The organism is Clostridium nigeriense, from assembly GCF_050585245.1.
In the GTDB taxonomy this organism is placed as follows: domain Bacteria; phylum Bacillota; class Clostridia; order Clostridiales; family Clostridiaceae; genus Clostridium; species Clostridium nigeriense_A.
Window position 1 is genome coordinate 208,945 of sequence record NZ_JBNOOF010000006.1, and the last position, 24,369, is coordinate 233,313.

At 26.7% G+C, this 24,369-nt stretch carries 15 protein-coding genes; 2 read left to right on the plus strand and 13 right to left on the minus strand.

Translation table 11 applies throughout. The features are described 5' to 3' along the window. Window positions 1–41: 41 nt before the first annotated feature. Window positions 42–947, minus strand: coding sequence for a hypothetical protein (locus ACQPUY_RS11405; protein WP_430841352.1), 906 nt, complete (start codon window positions 945–947; stop codon window positions 42–44). A gap of 102 nt (window positions 948–1,049) precedes the next feature. Between ACQPUY_RS11405 and ltaE the strand changes: the two genes are divergently transcribed. Beyond that, complete coding sequence (ltaE, locus tag ACQPUY_RS11410; protein WP_430841353.1) at window positions 1,050–2,090, plus strand: low-specificity L-threonine aldolase; 1,041 nt, start codon at window positions 1,050–1,052, stop codon at window positions 2,088–2,090. 43 nt (window positions 2,091–2,133) lie between these two features. On the opposite strand, the gene ACQPUY_RS11415 is transcribed toward ltaE, so the two are convergent. The 5 genes from ACQPUY_RS11415 to ACQPUY_RS11435 form a co-directional block, all read right to left on the minus strand. Continuing rightward, window positions 2,134–3,195 (minus strand): ATP-binding protein, encoded by a 1,062-nt coding sequence (locus ACQPUY_RS11415; RefSeq protein ID WP_430841354.1) that lies wholly within the window; start codon window positions 3,193–3,195, stop codon window positions 2,134–2,136. After that, the gene (locus tag ACQPUY_RS11420; protein WP_430841355.1) at window positions 3,192–3,866 is read right to left on the minus strand and encodes a response regulator transcription factor; all 675 of its coding nucleotides are present in this window, start codon (window positions 3,864–3,866) and stop codon (window positions 3,192–3,194) included. The genes ACQPUY_RS11415 and ACQPUY_RS11420 overlap by 4 nt, the downstream gene beginning before the upstream one ends. 232 nt (window positions 3,867–4,098) lie before the next feature. Further along, a complete protein-coding gene (locus tag ACQPUY_RS11425) occupies window positions 4,099–6,453 on the minus strand; it encodes an ATP-binding cassette domain-containing protein (protein WP_430841356.1) in 2,355 nt (784 codons plus the stop codon). A 273-nt stretch (window positions 6,454–6,726) separates the two neighbouring features. Further along, on the minus strand, window positions 6,727–8,061 hold the full coding sequence (locus ACQPUY_RS11430; RefSeq protein WP_430841357.1) for an FAD-dependent oxidoreductase: 1,335 nt from the start codon (window positions 8,059–8,061) through the stop codon (window positions 6,727–6,729). Window positions 8,062–8,142: 81 nt separating this feature from the next. Continuing rightward, entirely contained in the window at window positions 8,143–9,126 is a 984-nt protein-coding gene (locus ACQPUY_RS11435) for an alpha/beta hydrolase fold domain-containing protein (RefSeq protein WP_430841358.1), read from the minus strand. Window positions 9,127–9,250: 124 nt separating this feature from the next. Between ACQPUY_RS11435 and ACQPUY_RS11440 the strand changes: the two genes are divergently transcribed. Then, entirely contained in the window at window positions 9,251–10,318 is a 1,068-nt protein-coding gene (locus ACQPUY_RS11440; RefSeq protein WP_430841359.1) for a GerMN domain-containing protein, read from the plus strand. Between the two features lie 159 nt (window positions 10,319–10,477). On the opposite strand, the gene ACQPUY_RS11445 is transcribed toward ACQPUY_RS11440, so the two are convergent. From ACQPUY_RS11445 to gloA, 7 genes are all read right to left on the minus strand, one after another. Next, the gene (locus ACQPUY_RS11445) at window positions 10,478–13,852 is read right to left on the minus strand and encodes an AAA family ATPase (RefSeq protein WP_430841360.1); all 3,375 of its coding nucleotides are present in this window, start codon (window positions 13,850–13,852) and stop codon (window positions 10,478–10,480) included. Between the two features lie 118 nt (window positions 13,853–13,970). Further along, window positions 13,971–15,137, minus strand: a complete 1,167-nt coding sequence (locus ACQPUY_RS11450; RefSeq protein ID WP_430841361.1) for a class I SAM-dependent methyltransferase — start codon at window positions 15,135–15,137, stop codon at window positions 13,971–13,973. Between the two features lie 81 nt (window positions 15,138–15,218). Then, a complete protein-coding gene (locus ACQPUY_RS11455) occupies window positions 15,219–16,052 on the minus strand; it encodes a deoxyribonuclease IV (RefSeq protein ID WP_430841362.1) in 834 nt (277 codons plus the stop codon). 275 nt (window positions 16,053–16,327) lie between these two features. After that, the gene (locus ACQPUY_RS11460) at window positions 16,328–20,983 is read right to left on the minus strand and encodes a S8 family serine peptidase (RefSeq protein ID WP_430841363.1); all 4,656 of its coding nucleotides are present in this window, start codon (window positions 20,981–20,983) and stop codon (window positions 16,328–16,330) included. Window positions 20,984–21,257: 274 nt separating this feature from the next. Next, window positions 21,258–22,652 (minus strand): L,D-transpeptidase family protein, encoded by a 1,395-nt coding sequence (locus ACQPUY_RS11465; protein WP_430841364.1) that lies wholly within the window; start codon window positions 22,650–22,652, stop codon window positions 21,258–21,260. Between the two features lie 185 nt (window positions 22,653–22,837). Beyond that, window positions 22,838–23,776 (minus strand): L-lactate dehydrogenase, encoded by a 939-nt coding sequence (locus tag ACQPUY_RS11470; protein WP_430841365.1) that lies wholly within the window; start codon window positions 23,774–23,776, stop codon window positions 22,838–22,840. Window positions 23,777–23,927: 151 nt separating this feature from the next. Continuing rightward, window positions 23,928–24,311 carry a lactoylglutathione lyase gene (gene gloA, locus ACQPUY_RS11475; RefSeq protein ID WP_430841366.1) on the minus strand — a complete coding sequence of 128 codons (384 nt, stop codon included), beginning with the start codon at window positions 24,309–24,311 and terminating at the stop codon, window positions 23,928–23,930. Window positions 24,312–24,369: the final 58 nt, after the last annotated feature.

The window sequence follows — 24,369 nt, forward strand, 5'->3', positions numbered from 1 at the left end:
GGTGGCTGTCATAAAGACAGCCAAATTAATATATCATAGAATTATATAAAATCCATTCTAACCCCTTGTACCTCAATAACTCTCTTACTAATCATTCCATGAACAACAACGACTTCATCCCTCTCCTGTATATAGCAATAATTTCTTACTTTAAATGTAATTTCCTCTTCTGTTTCATAATTAGTTATAAAAACCTTATAAACTTGAATATTAGACTTACTACTAGTAATATCTATAATTCCAGTGCATATACCACTAGTTTTTGTATATAAACCAAATATTATTTCTATAAAATAAATAATATCTGATATAAAAAAAATGATAAACAAATAAGTAGCCCATTCAAACTTTACTAAAATCAATATAACTAAAACAAATAAATTATATTTTCTTATCCTGTTTAATCTATCTTTCCAATTAACATTTATTCTAGGATAAAATCTTATTTTCATCCTCCAAAAAATATTACTTTCCTTATTAAGGCTACCTGGATAATCAAAATCTCTTTTCCACCTAAGCTGTTTATCTGTTAATTGCATAGACTTTATTTTTCTTTCGTTAATAAATAATAAAATTAAAATAGCTTCTATTATTATTTCTAATCTGATTAAAGCTAAATCTTTAAATGCTATGAAAATACCTATACTATATATAGCAAATAATATGCATATTATTTTATAAATTAAAGTCTTTCTTCTTACATCTAATAATATATCTTCACTTATATCTAATTTAATATTTCCAAAAGAAAATATAGCTATAATTAAAACAGAAAATATCATCATTATACTTAGCCAATTTAAATCCATATCACTGAAAAATTCTATACTAATGCCTTTATATCTCAAAAAATATGATATATTCCCTATTAACCCCATTATTAATCCCGCCGCAAAAAATCCCCTTAATTGCTCTAAATTTCGTCTTTCAGATCCCATTGTTCCCATGACAATTACTCCTTATTACAAAATTTTGTTTAACTACCTACTTTTATTATATTATAATTAAATTAAATTGTATTAATAAACTATAATAAGGAGGTTAAATTAATGAAATTTATTGATTTAAGAAGTGATACAGTAACTGAACAACCTATATTTATGAAAGAAGCTATGTTTAATGCAGAAGTTGGAGATGATGTTTATGGAGATGATCCTACAGTCATTAAACTTGAAGAGTTAGCCTCTAAAATAGTTGGAAAAGAATCAGCCCTTTTTGTTCCAAGTGGTGCTTTTGGAAATCAACTTTCCTTATTTACTCATTGCAGCCGAGGAAGCGAAGTAATAATTGCTGATTCAAATCATATTATTGCTCATGAAGTTGGGGCAAGCTCTATAATTGCAGGGGTTCAATTAAGAGCTATCGATTCTCCAAATGGTGTATTAAAAGCTAGTGAAATTGAAAAGAGAGTTCGCTTTGAAAATGAAGATATCCATTTTCCTTCTACATCTTTAATTTGTATTGAAAATGCTCATTCTAGTGGTAATGTATTAACTATTAAAGAAATGAAAGAAATTTATGAAGTTGCTAAAAAATATAACTTACCTGTACATTTAGATGGAGCTAGAATATTTAATGCCTCTACAGCTCTTAATATAGATGTTAAAGAAATTACAAAATACTGCGACTCAGTAATGTTTTGTCTTTCAAAAGGTCTATGTGCTCCAGTTGGATCTATATTAGCTGGAAGTAAAGAATTTATTAATAAAGCTAGAAAAAAGAGAAAGCTTATGGGAGGTGGATTAAGACAAGCAGGCTTCTTAGCTGCTGCAGGTATTGTTTCATTAGAAGAAATGACTAAAAGATTAAAAGAAGATCACGATAATGCAAAATTACTTGCAGAGGAGTTGAATAAAATTCCAGAAATAGACGTTGATTTTAATAACTTAAAAATAAACATGGTATTCTTTAAGTTTAATGATAACTCTATCGATACTAAAGCTTTAGTTAATTACTTCTTAGAAAATAATATTAAGATTAATGACGTAGAAAATGGACTTATGAGATTTGTAACTCATTACTGGATAAAAGACGAACATATACATAAAGTAGTTAATACTTTAAAGGAATTTTTATCTGAAACTAAATAAATATATTATTTTAAGGTGCGTTGAATAAATTTTATTCCACACCTTAATCCATCCTTAATGATATAATAAATTTACTTCCTTTATTAATCTCACTTTCCACTTCAATCTGTCCATTAGAAAGTTCTACAATCCTCTTAGCAATAGCTAGCCCTAATCCGTATCCCTTACTTACTCTTGAATTATCCTCCTGATAAAACTTATCAAATATATATTCTTTAACTTCATCAGTCATGCCAATTCCTTCATCTTCTATGTAAACCTTGATTAAATCAATACTTTTTTCTATTTTAATTTTAATTTCTGTATTTTCATTTGAAAATTTAATAGCATTTTCAATAATATTTGTCCATACTTGTAAAAAAAGTTCTTCGTCACCGTAATAATAGGTTTTAGGTAAGCTCAAATTAAAATTAATATTCTTTTCTCCCCATTTATTTTGCAATAATAGTATTGACTTCCTTATATTTTCATCGAGTAAAAATTTACTTTGATTTTCTAGCATATCTTGATTTTCAAGTTTAGATATTCTTAGAATATTGCTTGATAGATTTTCAAGTCTTTTTGATTCATCAATTATAATATTTAAATACTCCTCCCTATCTTCATCTTTCAAATTTTTATTCTTAAGAATCTTAGCAAAACCCTGAATTGATGCAATAGGTGTTTTTAGTTCATGAGAAATATTATTTACAAACTCCTTTTGTATATAAGCTGTATTTTTTAACTTTCTAGTCATTTCATTAAAGTGAAAAATCAATTGGGCTATTTCATCCTTTTCTTTTGTTTGTAAATATATATCAAAGTTACCTTCTGATACTTCATTCATAGCCTTCGTCAATTTTTTTATTTGTTTAACTATTCTTCTTGAAATACAGCATAAGGATGTTACACATAATATAAAGCTAATTGATAAAATTAATAATTTTATCACATGAAACTCTTTAATAATAAAAATCAAACTTTCCTCACTACTAGATATTATTGTATTTATTATTGGTGAAACCAAAAAAAAAGTAACTATATTACTTAAAAGTATAGTTGTAAAAAAGTAAACTATTATCTTACCCTGAAGTGTATTTCTAAAGTAATTATACATCTTTCTCATATCATTTTCTCCGCTTTATATCCTAACCCTCTAACTGTTATTATTTTAAACTCATCAAAATCACTTAACTTTTCTCTTATTCTTTTAACATGTACATCTACAGTTCTTTCATCACTTTCTATATCTATTCCCCATATTTCTTCTATTAATTGCTGTCTAGTAAATATTTGTTTTGGATAGCTTAATAATTTAAACAATAAATAAAACTCTTTTTTAGTTAATTCAATAATCTTTTCTCCCTTAGTAATTGTTAATGTATTATAATCTAAAATTACATTTCCAATAACAAGTTTATGTTCATTTGATATTTTGGCTCTTCTTAATAAGGCATTAATTCTAAGTAACATTTCATCTAAATCAATTGGCTTTACCATATAATCGTCTGCACCTACTAAAAAGCCTTTTTTCTTATCAACAAAATTTTCTTTTGCAGTTACCATAATTATTGGTAAATCATAATTAAAACTTTTTAACTCTTTTACTAAATCATAACCATTAACTTTAGGCATCATTATATCACATAATACTAAATCTATATGAGAAGCGCTAAAAATTTCAATTGCTTTTTCTCCATCTTCTGCTAGAAACACTTCAAAACCATTTTCCTTTAAAAATACTTCCATTAATCTTCTTAAATTTTTATCATCCTCTACAATTAATAAATTAATCATTTTATGCACCTCAAATATAGAAAATTTTCACTAACTATTTATACATTTATTATAAATAAGAATATCATATTACTGTAACTTGTCATATTGGCAACTTACAATAATATGATACATCTATTTACATCTATTTACATCTATAAGTTCTAAATTAATATGATTATTTAAATTTTAATCATATTAATATTATATTAATTTTCCCTATAGAATTACATAGAACAAATAGCTAAATATTTTACTCTGTTCTTAATGCTTCTACAGGATCCTTTTTAGATGCCATTTTAGCTGGTATAGAGCCTCCCAACATAGTTAAACATACACTTATAACTACCAATATTATAGCATGAACAGGATTTAACACTGCTACTCCTTTTAAATCTGTAATTTTATATAATATGCTATTAGTTGGAAATATTAAAAGGTATGCAATTACTATTCCTAAAATACCTGAACAACTACCAACTATAAATGTTTCTGCATTAAATACCCTTGTTATATCTTTCTTTCTAGCTCCTAAAGCTCTAAGAACCCCTATTTCTTTAGTTCTTTCTAATACAGATATATAAGTTATTATTCCTACCATAATTAATGAAACTACTAATGATATAGCTGCAAAAGCTATTAATACCATAGTTATTGCATCCATAATTCCACCTGATAAACTTACAAATGTACTTGCCATATCATTGTATATTACTACATCATCCTTGTCTTTTCCATCATTCCAATTATCTAAATAATCAGTTACTGCTTCTTTAGTAGTAAAATCTTTAGGATATAAAGTTATCATATATGGTGTTGATGTCCCACCTATAGAAGCAAGAACATTTTCTTTTGTATTTGAATTTCCTGAATTAATTCCATTACCTTCTTTATTGAAGCTTTCTCCAGTAAATATATTATAGTCTGCTTCTTCTTGTGCCTTTACAACTTCAGAATTTTTTGCATCATCAATAAAATATTGACTTAAATCATCTGAATAAGCTAAACCTGCTGATAATACTGGAATTTTAACATCTTTCTTTACTCTTATAATTCCTGTGATTTTTAAAGGTATAGAACTATCATTATCATATATTTCACTCATATCTTTTGGATTTCCTGCTAAAGTAAAATAATTTCCCATCTTAGTATAGTAATCATTATTTAAAATTGCCTTTATTTCATAACCAACTATATCATCAAAATTAATTTCATCTTTATTACTATCAATTCCTAATGCATCTAAAACTGACGTATCAATCTTATTATATTCATCTACTACTAAAACTAAGTCATTCATAGTTTTAGGATAACTACCTGCAAGTAAGTCATATGAAGTTTCTAAATATCCTTCAGAACTATTATCTAAGTTTATTGGATAAGAAGATAAATTTAGGTCTGAAGCATTAATTGGTGTTGCAACACTTCCATCACTTTTTAATAAATTCATATTAACTAATCTTGTAAATGAAACCCCAGAAAGCAATGAACTATCTATATCTTCAATATATTTTACATACTCATCTGTCAACTTATTAGTGTGCATAAATGTATTCTCTTCACTATTGTATGGATATATTACATCAGTATCTGGGTATTTATCTTCGTCTTCCTCTCCTTCTCCTAATACTTCTTTTCTCATTTCTTTACTCTGCTCCATCATTTGATTTATATCAACTTCAGCAGTCTTCTGTGTTATCATTATTGGGAATCCTGCTAGGGTATCTGACTCAAATATATCAATTTGTTTATCAAATCCATTTGATAAAGATAAAATTAATGCTATTCCAATAATTCCAATACTAGATGCAAAAGCAGTTAATAAGGTTCTCCATTTTTTTGTTCTAATATTCATTCCTGATAGCTTTAATGCAGTAATAAAGCTCATGCTTGTTTTCTTAAGGCTATAAGAAGCATTACTTTCCTCTTCTTCTAAAGGATTTGAATCTGAAATAATATTTCCATCTCTAAACTCCACTACTCTATCAGCATAATCTCTTGCAAGCTCTGGATTATGAGTTACCATTATTACTAATTTATCTTTTGCTATATCTTTTATAAGATCCATTATTTGAATACTAGTTTTAGTATCTAATGCACCTGTAGGCTCATCTGCTAGTATTATATCAGGATCATTAGCTAATGCTCTTGCTATAGCAACTCTTTGCATTTGCCCCCCTGATAGTTGATTAGGTCTCTTATGAACATGTTCTTTAAGCCCAACTCTATCTAAAGCTTCTAATGCTTTTTTATGCTTTTCTGCTGCTGAAATACCACTTAAAGTCATTCCCATTTCGACATTGTCTAAAATACTTAAATGACTTATTAAATTATAGCTTTGAAAGATAAATCCTATACTATTATTTCTATATGCATCCCACTCTGAATCCTTAAATTCCTTTGTAGATTTTCCATTAATGATTAAATCTCCACTATCATATTTATCTAAGCCACCTATTACATTAAGACAAGTAGTCTTACCTGATCCACTTGGTCCTAATATTGCAACAAACTCACTTTCTCTAAAATTTAAACTTACACCACCTAAAGCAACCTGCTTAAAATCACCTGTTATATAGGATTTTTTTATATTCCTTAGTGATAACATCCTTCTCCTCCTAAAATATTTTCTGTTATATTTTTTTATTTTTATACTATAAATCATATAATATTTTAGTTTTATGAACTAAATATGAAATTATAAAATATATATTTATAATTATAGCCATTTTCTTAACTCTTGAGGTGTAAAAATTGTAAATAAAAAGAGTAATTCATTAAAACTTAAGAATTACTCTTTTTAATATATTATTATATATTGTTTTCATCTAATCCAATTGATTTAACTTATAAACAGGCAAGTCCAGCCATTTTGCTTATTTTAATCTATTTTCTTTAAAGCAACCGAATTTAATATACCCCAAGGTTTATTAAAATGAGGTTGGAAGAAGAAATCTGTCATAGCGAGTTCTTCCAAAGTCATTTCATTTTGAATTACTACAGATAAAGTATTCATAAATTCAGTCATATCTATTTTAGAGGCAATTTGTCCTCCAACTATTCTCTTACTTTCTTTTTCAAAAACTAGCTTTATCATTACTTCATCAAAAGTTGGCATAAATTCTGGTCTATTATTTTCATGTATAGTAATGCTATCTATATCTAAATTAGTTGTAGCTTTTGCACTTTCAACAGTTAATCCTGTAGAAGCGATAGAAACATCATAAATTTTAATACCAGAAGTTCCTTGTGTTCCCATATATCTCAAAATAGGTTTTTCAATATTTCTAGCAATTAAAAGCCCCATTCTAACAGCATTAGTTGCAAGTGGTATATATCTATTGTCCTTTGCAGGATTATACCTTACCATACAGCAATCACCTGCTGCAAAAACATCTTCCTTACTAGTTCTCATATAATCGTCAATAATAATTGCTCCATTTTTTAAAGTATCAAGCTTTCCTTCAATTAATTTAGTATTAGGTCTAAAACCAATGCATAATATAACTAAATCTCCTTCATATTCTCCCTTATCTGTAATAACTTTTTCTACCTTACCACTATTACCTTTAAACTTCACTACCTTTTCCCCTAATACTAATTTGATTCCCCTATTAGTAAATTCCTTTTCTGCAATATCAGAGAACTCTTTATCTAAGTACTTTGACATTATCCTATCTTCAGCATCTATTAAAGTAACATGTTTTCCTAATCTTTCAAAAGCTTCTGCAAGCTCTACTCCTATATATCCTGCCCCAATAATAACCACATTTCTTGAAGAACCTTTTTTCTCATCAATTATCTTTGCATGATTATAGTTTTTACAAAGTAATATATTTTCCAAATCAATTCCATCTAACTTTGGAACTATTGGCCAAGATCCTAAAGTTATAATTAGTTTATCATAACTATCTTGAAATTCTTTACTAGAGCATAAATCTTTAACATTTATCTTTTTATTATCAAAATCTATGTCTAATACCTCATGTTTCATCCTAGTAGTTATACCACTTTGAGCTAGATTTTCTGGAGAATTATAAAAAAGCTTTTCTGGCTCTGTAACTATCTTTCCAACACTTAGTGCAATACCACAGGATAAGAATGATATATTATCATTCTTTTCATATACTACTACTTCAGCATCTGGGTACAATATCTTCAAATTAACTACTGCAGAAGTACCTGCATGAGTACATCCTATTACTACTACTTTCATAAGCAACCTCCTTTGTTTATTAAAATAAAACTTCATTTATATAAATATAATTAGCTAAATAAATCTATAATATTCTAATTCCTAAATATTTTGAGTTATAAACTCTAGCATCTTCATTCCAACTGATATAATTTCTTCCATATCAAACTCTGAAAAATCATGAGTTGCTCCTTCTAAAGTTATAATATTAACCTTATTATCATTACTCTTTAACTCATCATATAATGTTTCTGCATTTTCATAAGGAACTATAGAATCTTTTCTACTATGAATAATTAAGGTATTTGGTTCATTTTTATCTATATAATTTATAGGACTATACTTACTTAAAACTTCCTCTTTATTATCTCCTACTGAATTTATTATTTGTTCTAAATCCCAATTAACATTATCCATATCTAATGTATTTAAATTAGTTGGTCCAAAAAAGTCAATTAAATACTTTATTTTAGATGGATAATTGCTCAACTCTTCATCATCAATAAAATCATTATTATCACTATATGCAGCCATTAATGATAGGTGTGCACCTGAAGATGCTCCAATTATACCTATTTTATCAGTATTAAAGTCATATTCATCCTTATTTTTATAAATCCACCTAATAGTATCTTTAACATCAGAAATTTGCTTATTAAAATTTTCTTCACCACTCATTAATTCATAGCTAGTACTTATTATTACAACTCCTTCTTCCCTAAATGCATCAAGTAATGGTGATATTGCATCTGGGATTTCATTTGTACCATAAACCCAGCTTCCACCATGAACATAAACAAGTACAGGTGAACCGTCTTTAAGTTCTTTTTTAGCATCAAAAATATCTAAAGTTAAAGAAACTCCATTTGTATTTTTATATTCAACTTCCTCATAATCTTTATTGCTATCTAAATCCAAAGATATATTTTCTTCACTTAATAAACTATTATTTTCTACAAACTCTGAATACTTTTTAAGTATATTTATCGATAATTTAACCTTATCTTTTATTGAAAAAACAAAAATTCCAAAGGCTAAAATTAGTAAAAGTAAACTTACTCCTAAAATTTTAAAAAACTTCTTCATAATTCTCTCCTTTTTAATTAATTATTATTTATTTCTTATTTTACCATTATTTTATAATATAATTGTCAATAATATCTATATAAATATATATAATATATTGAGATTATTGCAAGGAAGTGATTTTATGAAAAGGAAACTCTTTCTTTTATTATTTACCTTAATTTTTAGTTTTATATTAATTGGATGTAGTAAATCTAAAGAAAACTCTCCTTCAAAAGATTCTAATATTCAAAATGAAAATATTGAAGAGGAAAATAATAAAGATAATGATAGTAACGAAGATAAGTCAAAAGATAATACATCAAAAGATACAAGGAAAGTTCGATTATTTTACTTTGATACAGTAAATTATAAAGTTTTTTATGTAGATAAAGAAATTGAAATAATAGATAAAGCAATAATAAAATCTTTAACTAAAGCACTACAAAACTATTCCCCAAATGAAAATTTTTTAAATCTTACTGATAAAGTTGAAATAACATCTGCTACCTTAAACGAAAAAAGTGGAGTATTAAAAGTTGTATTTTCATCCTCTTATGTTGATAACATGTTATTAGGCTCAGCTACAGAAAGTGGATTATTATCATCATTCATTTCAACTTATGGATATAATTTAAATGTAAATAAAGTCTCTATATATTTTGGAGATGAATTATATACATCATTGCGAGGTGATTTACCAAATGGCTACTTCAATGTTAATTATGATTCATCAATAGCTTACTCTAAAGAAAATTATGATACTGATACTACAACTACATCAACAAATATAAAGACATTAAATTGTAGAATTTATTATTATAGTGTTATTGATGATGTTTTTTACTATGAAGATAAAGCTGTTGAAGTTATAGATGGTGCCTTAGTTACAGCCTTAACTAAAGAAATGATAAATATTCCTGATAATAACTTATTTAGTTTTGGAGATGACTTAGCTGTAAGATCTGCAAAACTAAATGATGATACTTTAACTGTAGACTTATCAGGTACTTATTATAATTTATTAACTAGAGTTGGATCTGGCTCTGAGGGCTCTGCATTAAAGACCTTAGCTTTAACTTATGGCTATAATTATAATGTAAACAAAGTTATAATTTTAGTTGATGGTAGCCCTTATAAAGGTAGCCATATTATGTATGATACAAATGAAGCTATAAGTACAAATGTTACTAATATTAAAGAATATAAATAAAAAAGTACTTCTATATAATTTTGCTTATTACATCACCTTTTCTCTAGATCATTGCAAAATTAATAGAAGCACTTCAAAGCTAAAGGAAGGAAATTATAAAAGGCTATTCACAGAGTAACATTTTTATAATTTCCTAAAAATAAAAAAGAAGTAAATATGTTATTTATATATGTTTTTTATAATGAATTGTTCCTTACTTCTATAAATATCATTTGAATTAATAATATTCATTTCTTTACTACTAATTCCTATATCAAATATTCTAATACTTTGCTCTCTAATTAAAATATCTAAATATTGTTTTACCATAAGAGCGTTTCTTAAAGTTAATTTTTCATTATTATAAAGTTCAGTTATAGTGTCTGATAATTGTTTCTTTGAATTTTTATCTAAAGTGTATCCTTTCTTTTCTAGAATTTCTAAAGCCATATTTATTAAATCTTCCTTACCATAGTCATTAAAGTTTAACATGGATGAAAATCTATAATTTAATTCTGGATTTAAATACATTAATTTTCTAATATCTTCTTCTCTTCCTGATAAAGTTACTACAGTATTATTACTATACTTATCCATAAATTTAATTAAATCTTTAAGTATTTTATTAGAATAAGGCTTTAATAAAAATTCAGCTCCATCTATATAAATTACCTTTCCTATTTGTTTATTTAAAACTTCTTCGAAAGATGTGTTATTATTAATGCACTCTAAAGCTTCATCCTTATTTATTTCTACAATATTCTTTGCTTTTACTATCCCCATGCTATATAGTATTTCTGAAAATATATTTAATACTGTCTTTTTCCCAGTTCCTATTTCACCTGTAAATACTATGTTCATATATCTATTTATATCGGTAGATAATCCTAATTTTTTTCTCTTTTCCTTAACTCTAATTAGTTTATATTGGCTTCTTAAAAACTCTTTAGCTTCTTCATTACCTACTAAATTATTCAAACGCTTTTCTAAGTTAAATTCATTATCATATTGTGAAGTATTAAGCTTTTCTATATCCTTTGCAGTTATTAAATTTATTTCATATACACTAGTATCTTCTTCTACTATTCTTATGCTTTGAACCCTTATTAAATTTTCAACATAATTTCTTACCATTCTACCATTACCAGATTGTGCATCTGAATTTTCATAAATATCCACAAAGCTTTTCTTAAGAGCATTATATCCATTTTTAGATAATTTAAATCCTTTAGCTTCAATTAATCTAATTGCCATTTCCAATAATTCATTTGGGTTGTAATCTTCAAAATTAGTCCATAATGGAAATCTTGATCTTAAACCAATATTAACGTCGAAAAAGTTCTCCATTTCTTCTTCGTATCCAGCTAATATAACTATTACTTCTCTTGAATAATCTTCAACTAACTTTAAAAGGGTTTCTATTGCCTCTCTTCCTAAGCTATCAGTAGCCAATGTATATGCTTCATCTATAAATAAAACACCACCAATTGCTTCTTTAAATTTCTCTTCAGTTTTTTTAGCTGTTTCTCCTGGTATATTGGATACAAAACTTGATCTATCACTTTCAATTAGTTGACCAATCTTTAAAAATCCCATGCTGTTTAACATTTCTGCTACTAACCTTGCAATACTAGTTTTACCAGTACCAGGATTACCTGCAAAAACCATATTTAAATTTTGCTCAACTTCTGTATTCACTCCAACTGACTTTCTTTTTTCTTGAGCTACTAATAGTTTATATTGACTCCTTAATAAATCCTTAACTTCTCCAAGTCCTATAATATTGTCTAATTTCTCTTCTAAATCAAATTTTGCATTTGCTTTAAAGTTAAAATCTTCTCTTTCCAAAAGATCTATTTCACTTCTATTATTATTTAAATATTTTCTTGAAGAATATATAATAGCATTTTCAATTATATTTCTTACAAATCTTGCATTACCTAATTCATTCTTTCCAGTAAGTTGATTTCTAGTAAATAGATCAATCAAATCACTTTTAACATTTTGAGCTATTCTATATCCCTTAGCTTTTGCTATTTGAACAGCTATTTCATACATTTCATCTGGAGTATAGTCTGCAAAATGTATTACATTTGGGAATCTTGACTTAAGTCCTTGATTTAAGCTTAAAAACTTATCCATGTCTTTTTCATAACCAGCTAAAATTACTGTTAAATTATTTCTATTATCTTCAATTCCTTTTAGTAATGCATCTACTATTTCCTTGCCTACCTTATCTTCTTCACTTTCACATAAAGAGTATGCTTCATCTATAAATAGTACTCCACCTAATGCTGAGTTAATAATGTCATTTGTTCTTTTAGCAGTATCACTTGCATTTTCAGTTATAAAATCAGCTTTACTTACCTCTACTAAAGTTCCTTTAGAAAGTAATCCAAGTGCATTCAAATATTCATATGTAATTCTTGCTGCATTAGTCTTTCCTGTTCCTGCATTACCAGCAAATATCATATTTAATGATATATATGATGTTCTTAGTCCAAGTTTTTCTCTTATTTTTTGAACCTTATTATTATTTTCTATATTTACTAAGAATTCCTTTAGTTCATTTATACCAATAATAGATTCAAGTTTATATTTTACTTCCTCTAAAGTAGGTATTGAGTAATTATTTAAGTTATATATTTCATTATTAATTTTACATCTTAAATTATTATTTTCAACGTAAATTAATATCTTTTCGCCTTGTATTAATCCTTCTTTAACTATTAAACTTCTTATTGGGTTACAAAATATATAATTTATATATTCAGTAATATCAAAACTTCCTCTTTTTCTAAATGATTCTTGTAAATATTCATATACACTGTAGTTATCCTTTTCTACAGATCCTTCCTTATAACCTAATAATAATTGTATTCCAAAGTCTTTTTTTGCTTTTTCTATTTCATCATTAATTTTTTTTCTAATAATGATATTCTTTTCTTTATCTATAAGCTCCTTTGTATGTAAAATCTTCCCTACATTTTTTAAAGATTGTTCCATGAATTCATCTAATTCATTTACATCCTCATAATTATAAATAAATATAAAAAATTTATTATGACATACTATTTCATTTATTATATTTTTTTCCTCTTTTTCTGCTTCTACTAAGAACTTATTCTTTACTGAATAATTGTTTTTAAGTCTAATACATGAATTAGGATAAATTTTAGATAACAGATTTATTATTTCTTTTGATGCCTTTTCTGTATTTTTAAACATTATTGCTTCAGATGTATTGCTATTAAGTTTTTCATATAAATCAGTTAAAAAAGCATTATATCCCATATTAAAATTATAATCTGATAAATCAATTTCATCTAAAATTCTATTATTTATTATTTTTTCTTCATATAATTCCTCAAATATAATTCTAATACTTACTTTTTTAAAAGTATTTTTTTGTCCTGATACAAGTACTATTCCCTTTTCATTTTTCTCAACTTTATCAACAAAATACTCTGTAATATATTTAAAATACTCTTCTTGACCTATAAATTCTTTATTTAATTTCTTTTCAATTTTTAATTTTAATTCTTTATTTCCCATAGTATCCTCCCTTTTTGTTATTCATCTAAGCTTATTTGATATTATTATCTTACTAGCTTTAGTAACTTAATCATAAATCAAAATGCTGTACTTAACTAATCAAGTACAGCATTGTAAGTTATATTAATTTATCATTTTTTAACAAGTCTAATAATGTTGGTTTAAAATTAAATTCCTTAATTAATGTATGTACTTCATTTAAAGCTTTTTCTTTCTTATTTTTTGAAATATTAGCTTTTGATGCCCTAATTAAAATATTTTTAGGTGAGTGAGCTATATCAATAAATTCTAAAAGCTGAGTTTTATATCCTGAAGCTTCTAGAAGATTTCCTCTTACTGCATCTGTCATTAATGCAGATACTCTTTCTTGAATTATACCATATTTAGAAATAACTGATAAAGATTTAGGTTGCATTTGAGCATTAAATTCATGTTGGCAACATGGAACTGAGAAAATCATTTTTGCATTCCACTTTATTGCATTATATAAGGCATAATCTGTTGCTGTATCACAAGCATGTAAAGTTATTACCATATCAACATTATTTTCATACCTATATCCATTTATATCTCCTAATTCAAAATGTAAGTTATCATATTTATATCTTTTAGCTATTTCATTACATTTATTAATAACATCTGATTTAAGATCTAACCCTATCATTTTAACTTTTATATTCTTAATTTCTACAAAATAATAATATAATACAAATGTTAGATAAGATTTTCCACATCCAAAATCTAATATTGTTAACTCTTTATAATTATTTTTCTTTATTTCATCATCTATTATTTCAATAAATCTATTAATTTGTTTATATTTATCATACTTAGAATTTATCACTTTACCTTCTTTAGTGAATACACCTAAGTCTATTAAAGGCTCTATTATCATACCTTCCTTTAATATATAATTTTTCTCTTTATTATGACTTTTATTAACTAAATTCTTATTATTTGATTCCTTTTTCCCAAGGAACACTTTCCCTTTTTTAGATATCTTTAAATCAAAAGTAGTATTATTAGACCAAGCAGATAATTGTTTATAATTATTATTTACTAAATTATTTAAAGTTTTTTCTAAATCATTAACTTCAATATTTTCATGAAATACTTGTTTTTCAGTAAATTTTTCTACTTGATAATATTTTTTTCCCTTATTATTTACTTTTAATATTACATTAATTTTATTATATTTAACATCTTTGTTTAATTTATTACTAATAACTACTTTAATAACCTCATCTGCTACAATTTCTTTAATTGCCTTTATTAACTCTTCCATTAAAAACACACCTTTCTTAACTATCAAATATGATACACAAGAAAGTAAAATATATCAAGTTAATAAAAATTCTAATGTAAATTAATCTTGGTATCTTCTTCTTAATAGCTCTATTTCTTTAGCATAACCTTCTAACTCATTAGGTGTTTCAAGGAAAAATGGCAGGTGCTTAAGCTTTGGATGATTTATTATATTAGTTATTGCTTCTAATCCTAAAAATCCTTCTCCAATCTTTTCATGTCTATCCTTATGACTTTTAAATGGATTTTTACTATCATTTAAGTGAATAGCCTTTAATCTATCTAATCCAATTACTCTATCAAACTCTTCTAAAACTCCATCTAGATTATTTACAATATCATAACCAGCATCATAAACATGACATGTATCTAAACATACACCCATTTTATCTTTTAGCTCAACTCTAGAGATTATTTCTGCTATTTCCTCAAAGGTTCTTCCAACTTCTGACCCTTTTCCAGCCATAGTTTCTAGTAAAACTGTAGTACTTTGATCTTCTCTTAATACATTATTTAAAAGTTCTACTATATATGTTATCCCTATCTCCACCCCTTGCTTAACATGGCTACCTGGATGGAAATTATATAAGTTGTTTGGCATAAGCTCCATTCTTTTTAAATCATCTTCCATCATCTCTCTTGCAAACTCCCTAGTTCTTTCATCTGCTGAACATGCATTTAAAGTATAAGGCGCATGAGCTAAAATAGTTGCAAAGTTATTTTCTCTAACTATTTTTAAAAGACCTTCCATATCATTAATATCTATATCTTTTGCTTTTCCCCCTCTAGGATTTCTAGTGAAAAATTGAAAAGTATTAGCTCCAATTTCTAGTGCTTCTTTTCCCATATTTTCAAAACCTTTAGTTGTTGATAAATGACATCCTATATTTAACATTATTCCCTCCACAATCTATTATATCTATATTTCTTATTTCAATTAAATAAATGATACTATAAGGTATAGTATCATTGCAAGTCTAATTAATAATATTTATTATTTAATAAATAAATTCTTATAATATTACTAAGATCATTTTATTCTAATTCTTGCATAGATAGCTCCAGAGAGTCACTTAATATAGATGTAAATAGTCCTACAAAATTTAATAATAATTTTTTTAAAAATAGGATATAAGACAATATCCTCTTATATCCTATTTTAATATTATTTTACTCCTTTAAAGTTTTTCTTTTATAGATAAATACCCCGATTCCAACAAGTAATAATCCAAATACTATAACATAATAATATTCTTCATTACCTGTCTTCGGTAAATTTCCTTTACCTTTTCCTAATGAACTATCATCTCCACTATTATTATTTCCACTTCCAGTATTGACATCATTAACTCTATCTCCTGTACTTCCTCCTCCTGGATTTGGAGTTGGTGTTGGAGTTGGGTTTGGCTTAGTTCCACCTTGGTCCTGTAACTTTATTATGAATGATTTTGAAACTTCAGTTATATTACCTGCTAAATCCTTAGCAACTACCTTAATAGTATAGTTTCCATTTTTATTAATAGCTTCACCATTGTAAGGTTTATCATTTAATGTTACTATTAATTCTGCATCCTCATTACTAGTAATTACAGGCTTAACTTCTTTATTATACTTCATTCCACTTACTACTCCACCTATAGTAACTTCTGGAGCAGTTTTATCTATTACAAACTTATACTCTGCAGTAGATTCATTTCCTGATCTATCAATAACTTTAATTTTTAAGATATAGCTTCCTTCATCAACTATATTCTCACCATTATAAGCTTCACCATTTAATTCAAGATAAATATTAGCATCTTTATTAGAGGTTATCTTTGGTAAAACATTTGTATTATAGTATTTACCATTTTCAATACCTTCTACTAAAATTTGTGGTAAAGATTTATCAATTGTAAAGTTTATAGTCTTCTTAATCTCTACTCCATTTAAGCCTACAACAACAATTTCTAGTACATAACTTCCATCATCTGTGATCTCTTCAAAATTATAAGGATTTCCATTTAATGTTGCTGTAATCTTTGCAGTGCTTGGAGTAACTTCTATACTTGGAGTAATACTTCCATTATAATAGCTATAATTTTCTAATCCTTCTATATTTATTTCTGGTACACTCTTATCTACTATAACTTGGAACTTCTTAGTTGTTTCATTACCAAGAGTATCTACAGCTTTAACTGTAATGAATTCTCCATTTACTACTGGTATATCATATTCAAATTCTCTATAAGTATCTACAGTACCCTTAGAACCATCGATAGAAATATTCTCTTTATTTTCACCATTAATATAAAGCTTGTATCCTTCTGTATTATCACTTACTGATATCTTAAGTTTTATTTCATCCTTAGAAGTAATAACTGTTCCATCTTCTAATATATTAGGCTCAAATATATTAATTTCTGGTGCTATAGAATCACAGAATACTCTATAAGTTTTGTCAACTATAGTATTACCATTAGAATCTGCAGCAAATAATCTTATTTTATTGTAACCTTCATTTAATGTTATTGATTTAGTAAATACACCATTTTCCATAGAATCAGGTGCTTCACCATTAATCAATATTTCTTTTACATCTCCTAAATATTCACCTTTAATTTCTAATTGATTATTAGTTAAACCTTCATCTGTAGAGAAGTCTATTAAATTAACCTCTGGTTTATAATTTCCTACACCTACTTCATATTTATCTACAGAATAGTTACCTGCCATATCAATTGTAGCTACTTGAATTGTATTTACTTTATCTTCACTTAGTTCTAAATTAGAAACTAATTCATCATTTTCTGTAGTATAATTATCTACTTTCTTTCCATTAACAAATAATACAGTTGATAAAACATTTTTATTAGCTAACTCCCCATTAAATCCAATTCTTAGTTCATAATTCTTTTCAGAACTTTCTTTACTTGACTCTAGAGTTGTACTAATAGGAGTTATGTCTATTTTAACTGGAATAATAAAATCTTGATAATTTTCACTTCCATCTACTCTTGCTTTATAGTTTAAATAATATTGTCCTTCACTGACAGCTTCAAACTCACCAGTAGATTTATTATATAATTTACCATCCCAAGCTAAACTTGAATAAATAGAAGCTTGGCTACCTCCTGTTGATGATAAAATTTTCTTTTTAGAATTTATATCTCCATTTATATTGCTTTGAATTAAGTTCTTATCTCCATCTAATAAATCGACTTTTATATCCTTAGCATTTCTCAATAAATATAATGCAGGAACTATATAATCAAATAATTCATCATCATTCGGAGAAATAGCAATTTTATCTGGATTTACTATAATATTTTCACTTGCATCTTTTCCTTCATATCCTAAATAATTATATTCTCCTAATAATTTAGACGCTGCAAAGCTTGGAACCAAATATACATTATCCTCGTCCCATGCTGCTCCATCAATAATTGATTCTTCAGACCAATCACCATAGTATCCCATATATGGTACTACTAATGATGGAGTTCCTTCATTTAAAGCTTCAAATTTTATAAAACCTTCTACAAAATTATTAGTCACTGTATCTTTTGGAACATTTAAAGTAACTTTAACTTTAATTTCTCCATTAGCAGGTACTACTACATTATTATTACTAAAGTCTAGACTAGCATCTTTTAATGCTGTATCAAAATCAACATAGCCATTTATATATTCTTCTCCAATCATACTAGGCTCAAAAGCTGTTAATACATCTCCTAATGACTTTACTTCATAGCTTTCTTCTTCATCAGAATAATTCTTTAATGTTATTTCAAACTCTGTTTTTTCTCCTATTTCCTTTAATGAAATAGTAGCTTCATTATTCTCTCCAGTTGCAAGAACTCTATTTTCAATAGCACTTTTAGCTTGTAACATACCAGCACCTTGTCTTCTTGGAGAATATGGTAACTCTTCATTTAAAGCAGTAGTTTCCATTAAAGGTTCCGCAGTATTTATTATAGATTTTTTAACAAATTCAACCAATTCTCTTCCTTCAAAATCTATTCCATTTTCTTTTAATCCTTGAATAATTAAGGCTGTTGCTCCAGCTACATTTGGAGCTGCCATAGAAGTTCCACTCATGCTTCCGTATCTATTATTATTTAAAGTTGAATAAATATTTCCACCTGGACCTGTTATTTGTGGTGCAAACTCTAAATTAGGCGTTGGTCCCCAGGAAGTGAAATCTGACATTTCGTCTGAAGCTGAATTTTCTTTAATTGCAATTTTATTATTAAAATTAATAACAGCATTTTGAATATTATCTTTCAATAAACTTCCATCATTTCCATTAACAAAAATTACTGGGATTTTTATCGATGAATCAGTTGCCATATTTATATATTCAGTTGCAGCAGTATTATAAATAATAACTGCTTTTGCCCCCGCAGCTTGTGCATTAATTTGTTTTTCTACGAATGTAATATCTCCTCTTTGAATTAGAGCAACTTTTCCATTATAATCTTTTCCACTAAAATCATTAACAGTTCCCTTTCCTGCATCTAATAATGTAAGATTTTCGTTTTCTCCAAAAGTATCTAAAGGCTCTACCTCAGCTTGAGTATATCCCATAATAACATTTTCACCATTTATATTTGCAGTAAATGCTGGTAATGTTATTACTGAATTTTCTGAACTTGCAACTTGTAATGCATCTGTCGAAATTCCTGGTGATCCAACAACTCCAACATCACTAATTCCATCAATAATATATGGGGCTATTGATGTAGTAGAGTTTCCTGCTGAAACTACACAAATCACCCCGTCATCAGTTGCATTCTTAATAGCTACTTGTTCAGGATCAGTATCATCTCTATATCCAGCAGATGATCCTAATGACATATTAATTACATCAGCATCAAGTTCTACAGATTTTTCTATTGCAGCAATAATATCATCTGAATAAGCTCCTTGAATTTCACTATTATTACTAAATACCTTCATAGCTAATAATTGTGCTTCTGGTGCTACTCCTTGAATACCTTCATTAGTCTTAACTTCATCATCTGAAGCATTTGCAGCAACTATTCCGGCAACGTGCATTCCATGCATGCTACCTGAAGAGTCTATAACTTCTTCATCTTCATCTGCAAAATTATATCCATATGGAACCTTAGCAGTAAAATATTCTCCAATTTCTTGATTTATATCATCCTCACTAATTTTAGCTTTAGACTCATCAGATAGTTTCATATCTTTATGTTTATAATCAATACCAGTATCTATTATTGAAACTACAAGTCCTTCACCCTTGTACCCATAGTCCTTCCATACACTAGTTGCTTGTGTAAATTCTTTTGCTGTAGACATATCAGGATAATAAACTATAGCTTCACTTACATTCTTTACTCCCTCTATATCTTCTATTTTTTCAACATCCTTACGCTTTACTTCTATTGAGAAACCATTTATTAAGTTTCCATAAGTATGTCTAACTTCTTCCCCTGTTTCATTTTCTACTTCTTCTTGAATAGGTTTTTGTGCTTCTTTAACTTCATTAATTAATTCTTCTTCAGCTTGTACCCCATCTTCTAGCTGTAATGTTGCTGGCTTATCTTCTAGCTCTACAATAACCCTGATTTTTTCTTCTGGATTTCCTTCGTCGCTTATCTCAGAGTTTTCATTATCTACCTCTAATTTTTCAACTCCAGAAAATGAATCTTCAGAACTTATCTGTTGATTTAACTTTTCTAATAATGCTTCTTTTATTATGTCATCATTAATAACATCTTCAGCAAATGTTACTGATGGTTTAATACCCATTAACAATGAGAAAAACATAAAAATTAAAATGATAATAGATATAAACCTTTTTTTAGTTTTATACATTATTTTGCCCCCTTTTTAATTTAATTTTTAAAAAACAATCAATAAATTTAAATGTTTAATAATTCATTACAAATAATTATACATCTGTTTTGCATATTTTGTAATATTTTTTCATACAATTTTTTCGACAGCATTTTTATTATGTTTATTAATATGATAGAATTGTCAATACTATTATAAAGCCCTTGATTTTTTATCACATCTTCCCTTTTAAGCTCATTTAGAAAAATATTCTAAACTCACTCATTCTCTTTAATTAAAAATTCACTTTATTTTACTCCTTATAGCATATAACAGGAGTTCCTGCATCAATATTCTCATATATTTTCTTAGCTAAGCTTAATGGAGAATTAACACATCCATGGGTCCCATTATTTTCATAAATATTATTTCCAAAAGAATATCTCCAACTAGCATCATGAATACCTATGTTTCCATTAAACGGCATCCAATAACTAACCTTAGACTCATATCCTTGTCCTCTTAATACTGCATCTCTTTGTTTATAGTTAATCATATATGTGCCTAGAGTGGTAGAATAACCCTTTCTTTGATCTCCTGTAACTATGCTACCTTCTGCTATAACTTTGCCATCCTTATAAAACCATAAATATTGTCTTGTTATATTAATTTCAACATAAGTATTTCCAATATCATTCTCCTCTCTATATAATCCCTTTTGCGAATATATTGGTTCTTTTTCTAAATTAGCTCCTAATTTTATATTTTCTATAAGCATTTTCTCTTCTGCAACTGAATTAATCTTCCAACCATAATATCCACCATTTACATCAACTATCTTTCCTGTGGATGTATTAAATTTTCTTGTAATCCCAACAGTATTATAACTTTTACTAAGCTTTGATATGTATTCTTCTAAAGCTTTTTCATCAATAACAACATTTAAATCTTCATCTACTTTTAGCCAATTATTTATTATATCACCATTCAACTCTTCTTTTTTTTCAGCAAATAGATACGTTATTTTTGTAGATACATACTTATTTAATAAATCCCTTGTCTCAATTGTCTTATCAGAGTTAGAAATATATTTAGGATTTTCATAACATAAACTTTTTTCTAAATCTACTATTCTTTCTCCATGTTTTATACTTTCAATTAAAATTGTAATTAATTTATCCTTATTAATTTTATTTCCATAAACCTCAGACTCTATTTCATATATACCATTATTATATTTAAAACTAACATCTACAGGCTCTACAATTCCTTTATTTATAATATCCATCTCATCCACTATTTTAGTTAAAGATTCTTCATTCAAATTAACTAAACCATCTACATAATAATCTTTTTCACCAAATAGTGACGCTATCCATAAAATTGAACTTTGATCCTTTTTTATATCATTAATTATATTTTTATCTTTATAAGTAAGTTTTATATCTCTTCCATTTATATCTTCACTTCTCCCATCTCTACCAATAATTTGTACACTATAATTATTCATATATGATTCTAAAATTTCATTAGCTTCTTTATAGTTTTTCAATGATAAATTTACTCCATTAACCTCAGTATTAAAAAAGAAATGATTTATAAAATATATTGAAATTATTAAATATATAAGTAATATAGATGAAAGCATTATTACTATGTTTCCAATCAGTTTATTTTTTTTTAATTTATCTAAAAATTCTTTTACCATAACCTTTACCCTTCTAAATATAAATTAATAGCTAATCTATAATATGTTTAACAATACAATTTTAAAACTTATATAATTGTTAATATATTTATAGATTTTAATTATTAATTTAAATAAAAAAAGTAGACTATAAATATAATAATTACATTTATAGTCTACTTTAGAAATCTAGATTGTTATATTATTTAATTTTCATTAATTCTATCTATATATTCCTTCATTAAATCAGCTGATTTAATGAACTTTTCCTTTTCTTCATCAGAAAATTTAATATTTAATACTTTTTCTACACCATTTCTACCTACTATTGTTGGTACACTCAAATACGTATCATTTACTCCATAATAATCATTTAATAGTGTTGAAACTGATAAAATAGTTTTCTCATCCTTTAAGAATGCCTCAACAATTCTTGTTAAAACTGCTGCAACCGAAAATGCTGTTGCCCCTTTTCTATTAATAACTTCGTAAGCAGCATTCTTCACATCATCTGCTATAACTTTTTCTGTAGCATTATCCCATTCTATTGATAATTGCTCTGAAAAGTCTTTTATCGGAATATTTCCTATAGTTAGTGATGACCATGGTACAAATTCACTATCTCCATGCTCACCTAAAACATATCCTTGTACTATTCTACCATCAACTCCAAAATACTTTCCAAGTAAACTTCTAAGCCTTGTTGTGTCTAGAACTGTTCCTGAGCCAATTACTCTTTCCTTAGGGAATCCTGATAACTTATATGTCATATAAGATAGTATATCAACAGGATTTGATACTACTAAAAGTATTGCATTTGGACTTAATTTAGCTAAAGTTGGAACAAAACTTTTAAAAATCTTATAATTCTTATCTACTAAATCTAATCTTGTTTCTCCTGGTTTTTGAGCAACTCCAGCAGTAATTATAATTAAGTCTGAATCTTTTGTGTCTTCTAAAGATCCTAATGTAACATTACAAGGACTAGATAATGAACTTCCATGCATTAAATCAAGAACTTCACCTAATGCTTTTTCTTGATTTATATCATTTATAACTATTTCTCTAGCAACTTCCTTTTGTAATAAGGCAAAGGCAGTTGTTGCTCCAATTGATCCTGCGCCAATAATTGATATTTTACTCATACTTATACACCTTCATCCTTTTTTAGAATATTTTTCTATGTATATATTATATACTAAATAATAATTATTATCAATTTTATTACTTAGTATATTTTATGTTATTTTTTATAAAAAAAATCTAGTAACTTTTGTAAAGTTACTAGATCTAAAGCTACTTAGCTCTTAATACTTCAATTTTATATCCGTCAGGATCTGTTACAAAATAATATGAAGGCTTAGTTCCTGGTAAACCCTTAAACGGTGTCACTTCATATCCTAAAGAAATATGTTTTTCTCTCATTTCTTCTAAATCCTCTACTTCTACAGCTATATGACTAAAACCATTTCCTAATTCATATGGTTTTTCTACATCATAATTATAAGTAAGTTCTATTTCATAACAACCTTCTTTATTTGATAAATAAACAAGACTAAATTTATGCTCTGGAAATTCTTTTCTTCTAGTTTCCATTAATCCTAAAGCTTCTTTATAAAATTTTAATGACTTTTCTAAGTCCATTACTCTGATACAAGTATGCAACATTTTTACTGACATGTTGTGCCCTCCTAATTAAAAATTTTTATATAATAATTATATTAATTAAATTTAAATT

What these genes read in the sequence shown, in the direction of transcription:
- ACQPUY_RS11405 (WP_430841352.1), bottom strand. Translation starts at nt 947, where the DNA reads ATGGGAACAATGGGATCTGAAAGACGAAATTTAGAGCAATTAAGGGGA.
- ltaE (WP_430841353.1), top strand. Translation starts at nt 1,050, where the DNA reads ATGAAATTTATTGATTTAAGAAGTGATACAGTAACTGAACAACCTATA.
- ACQPUY_RS11415 (WP_430841354.1), bottom strand. Translation starts at nt 3,195, where the DNA reads ATGAGAAAGATGTATAATTACTTTAGAAATACACTTCAGGGTAAGATA.
- ACQPUY_RS11420 (WP_430841355.1), bottom strand. Translation starts at nt 3,866, where the DNA reads ATGATTAATTTATTAATTGTAGAGGATGATAAAAATTTAAGAAGATTA.
- ACQPUY_RS11425 (WP_430841356.1), bottom strand. Translation starts at nt 6,453, where the DNA reads ATGTTATCACTAAGGAATATAAAAAAATCCTATATAACAGGTGATTTT.
- ACQPUY_RS11430 (WP_430841357.1), bottom strand. Translation starts at nt 8,061, where the DNA reads ATGAAAGTAGTAGTAATAGGATGTACTCATGCAGGTACTTCTGCAGTA.
- ACQPUY_RS11435 (WP_430841358.1), bottom strand. Translation starts at nt 9,126, where the DNA reads ATGAAGAAGTTTTTTAAAATTTTAGGAGTAAGTTTACTTTTACTAATT.
- ACQPUY_RS11440 (WP_430841359.1), top strand. Translation starts at nt 9,251, where the DNA reads ATGAAAAGGAAACTCTTTCTTTTATTATTTACCTTAATTTTTAGTTTT.
- ACQPUY_RS11445 (WP_430841360.1), bottom strand. Translation starts at nt 13,852, where the DNA reads ATGGGAAATAAAGAATTAAAATTAAAAATTGAAAAGAAATTAAATAAA.
- ACQPUY_RS11450 (WP_430841361.1), bottom strand. Translation starts at nt 15,137, where the DNA reads ATGGAAGAGTTAATAAAGGCAATTAAAGAAATTGTAGCAGATGAGGTT.
- ACQPUY_RS11455 (WP_430841362.1), bottom strand. Translation starts at nt 16,052, where the DNA reads ATGTTAAATATAGGATGTCATTTATCAACAACTAAAGGTTTTGAAAAT.
- ACQPUY_RS11460 (WP_430841363.1), bottom strand. Translation starts at nt 20,983, where the DNA reads ATGTATAAAACTAAAAAAAGGTTTATATCTATTATCATTTTAATTTTT.
- ACQPUY_RS11465 (WP_430841364.1), bottom strand. Translation starts at nt 22,652, where the DNA reads ATGGTAAAAGAATTTTTAGATAAATTAAAAAAAAATAAACTGATTGGA.
- ACQPUY_RS11470 (WP_430841365.1), bottom strand. Translation starts at nt 23,776, where the DNA reads ATGAGTAAAATATCAATTATTGGCGCAGGATCAATTGGAGCAACAACT.
- gloA (WP_430841366.1), bottom strand. Translation starts at nt 24,311, where the DNA reads ATGTCAGTAAAAATGTTGCATACTTGTATCAGAGTAATGGACTTAGAA.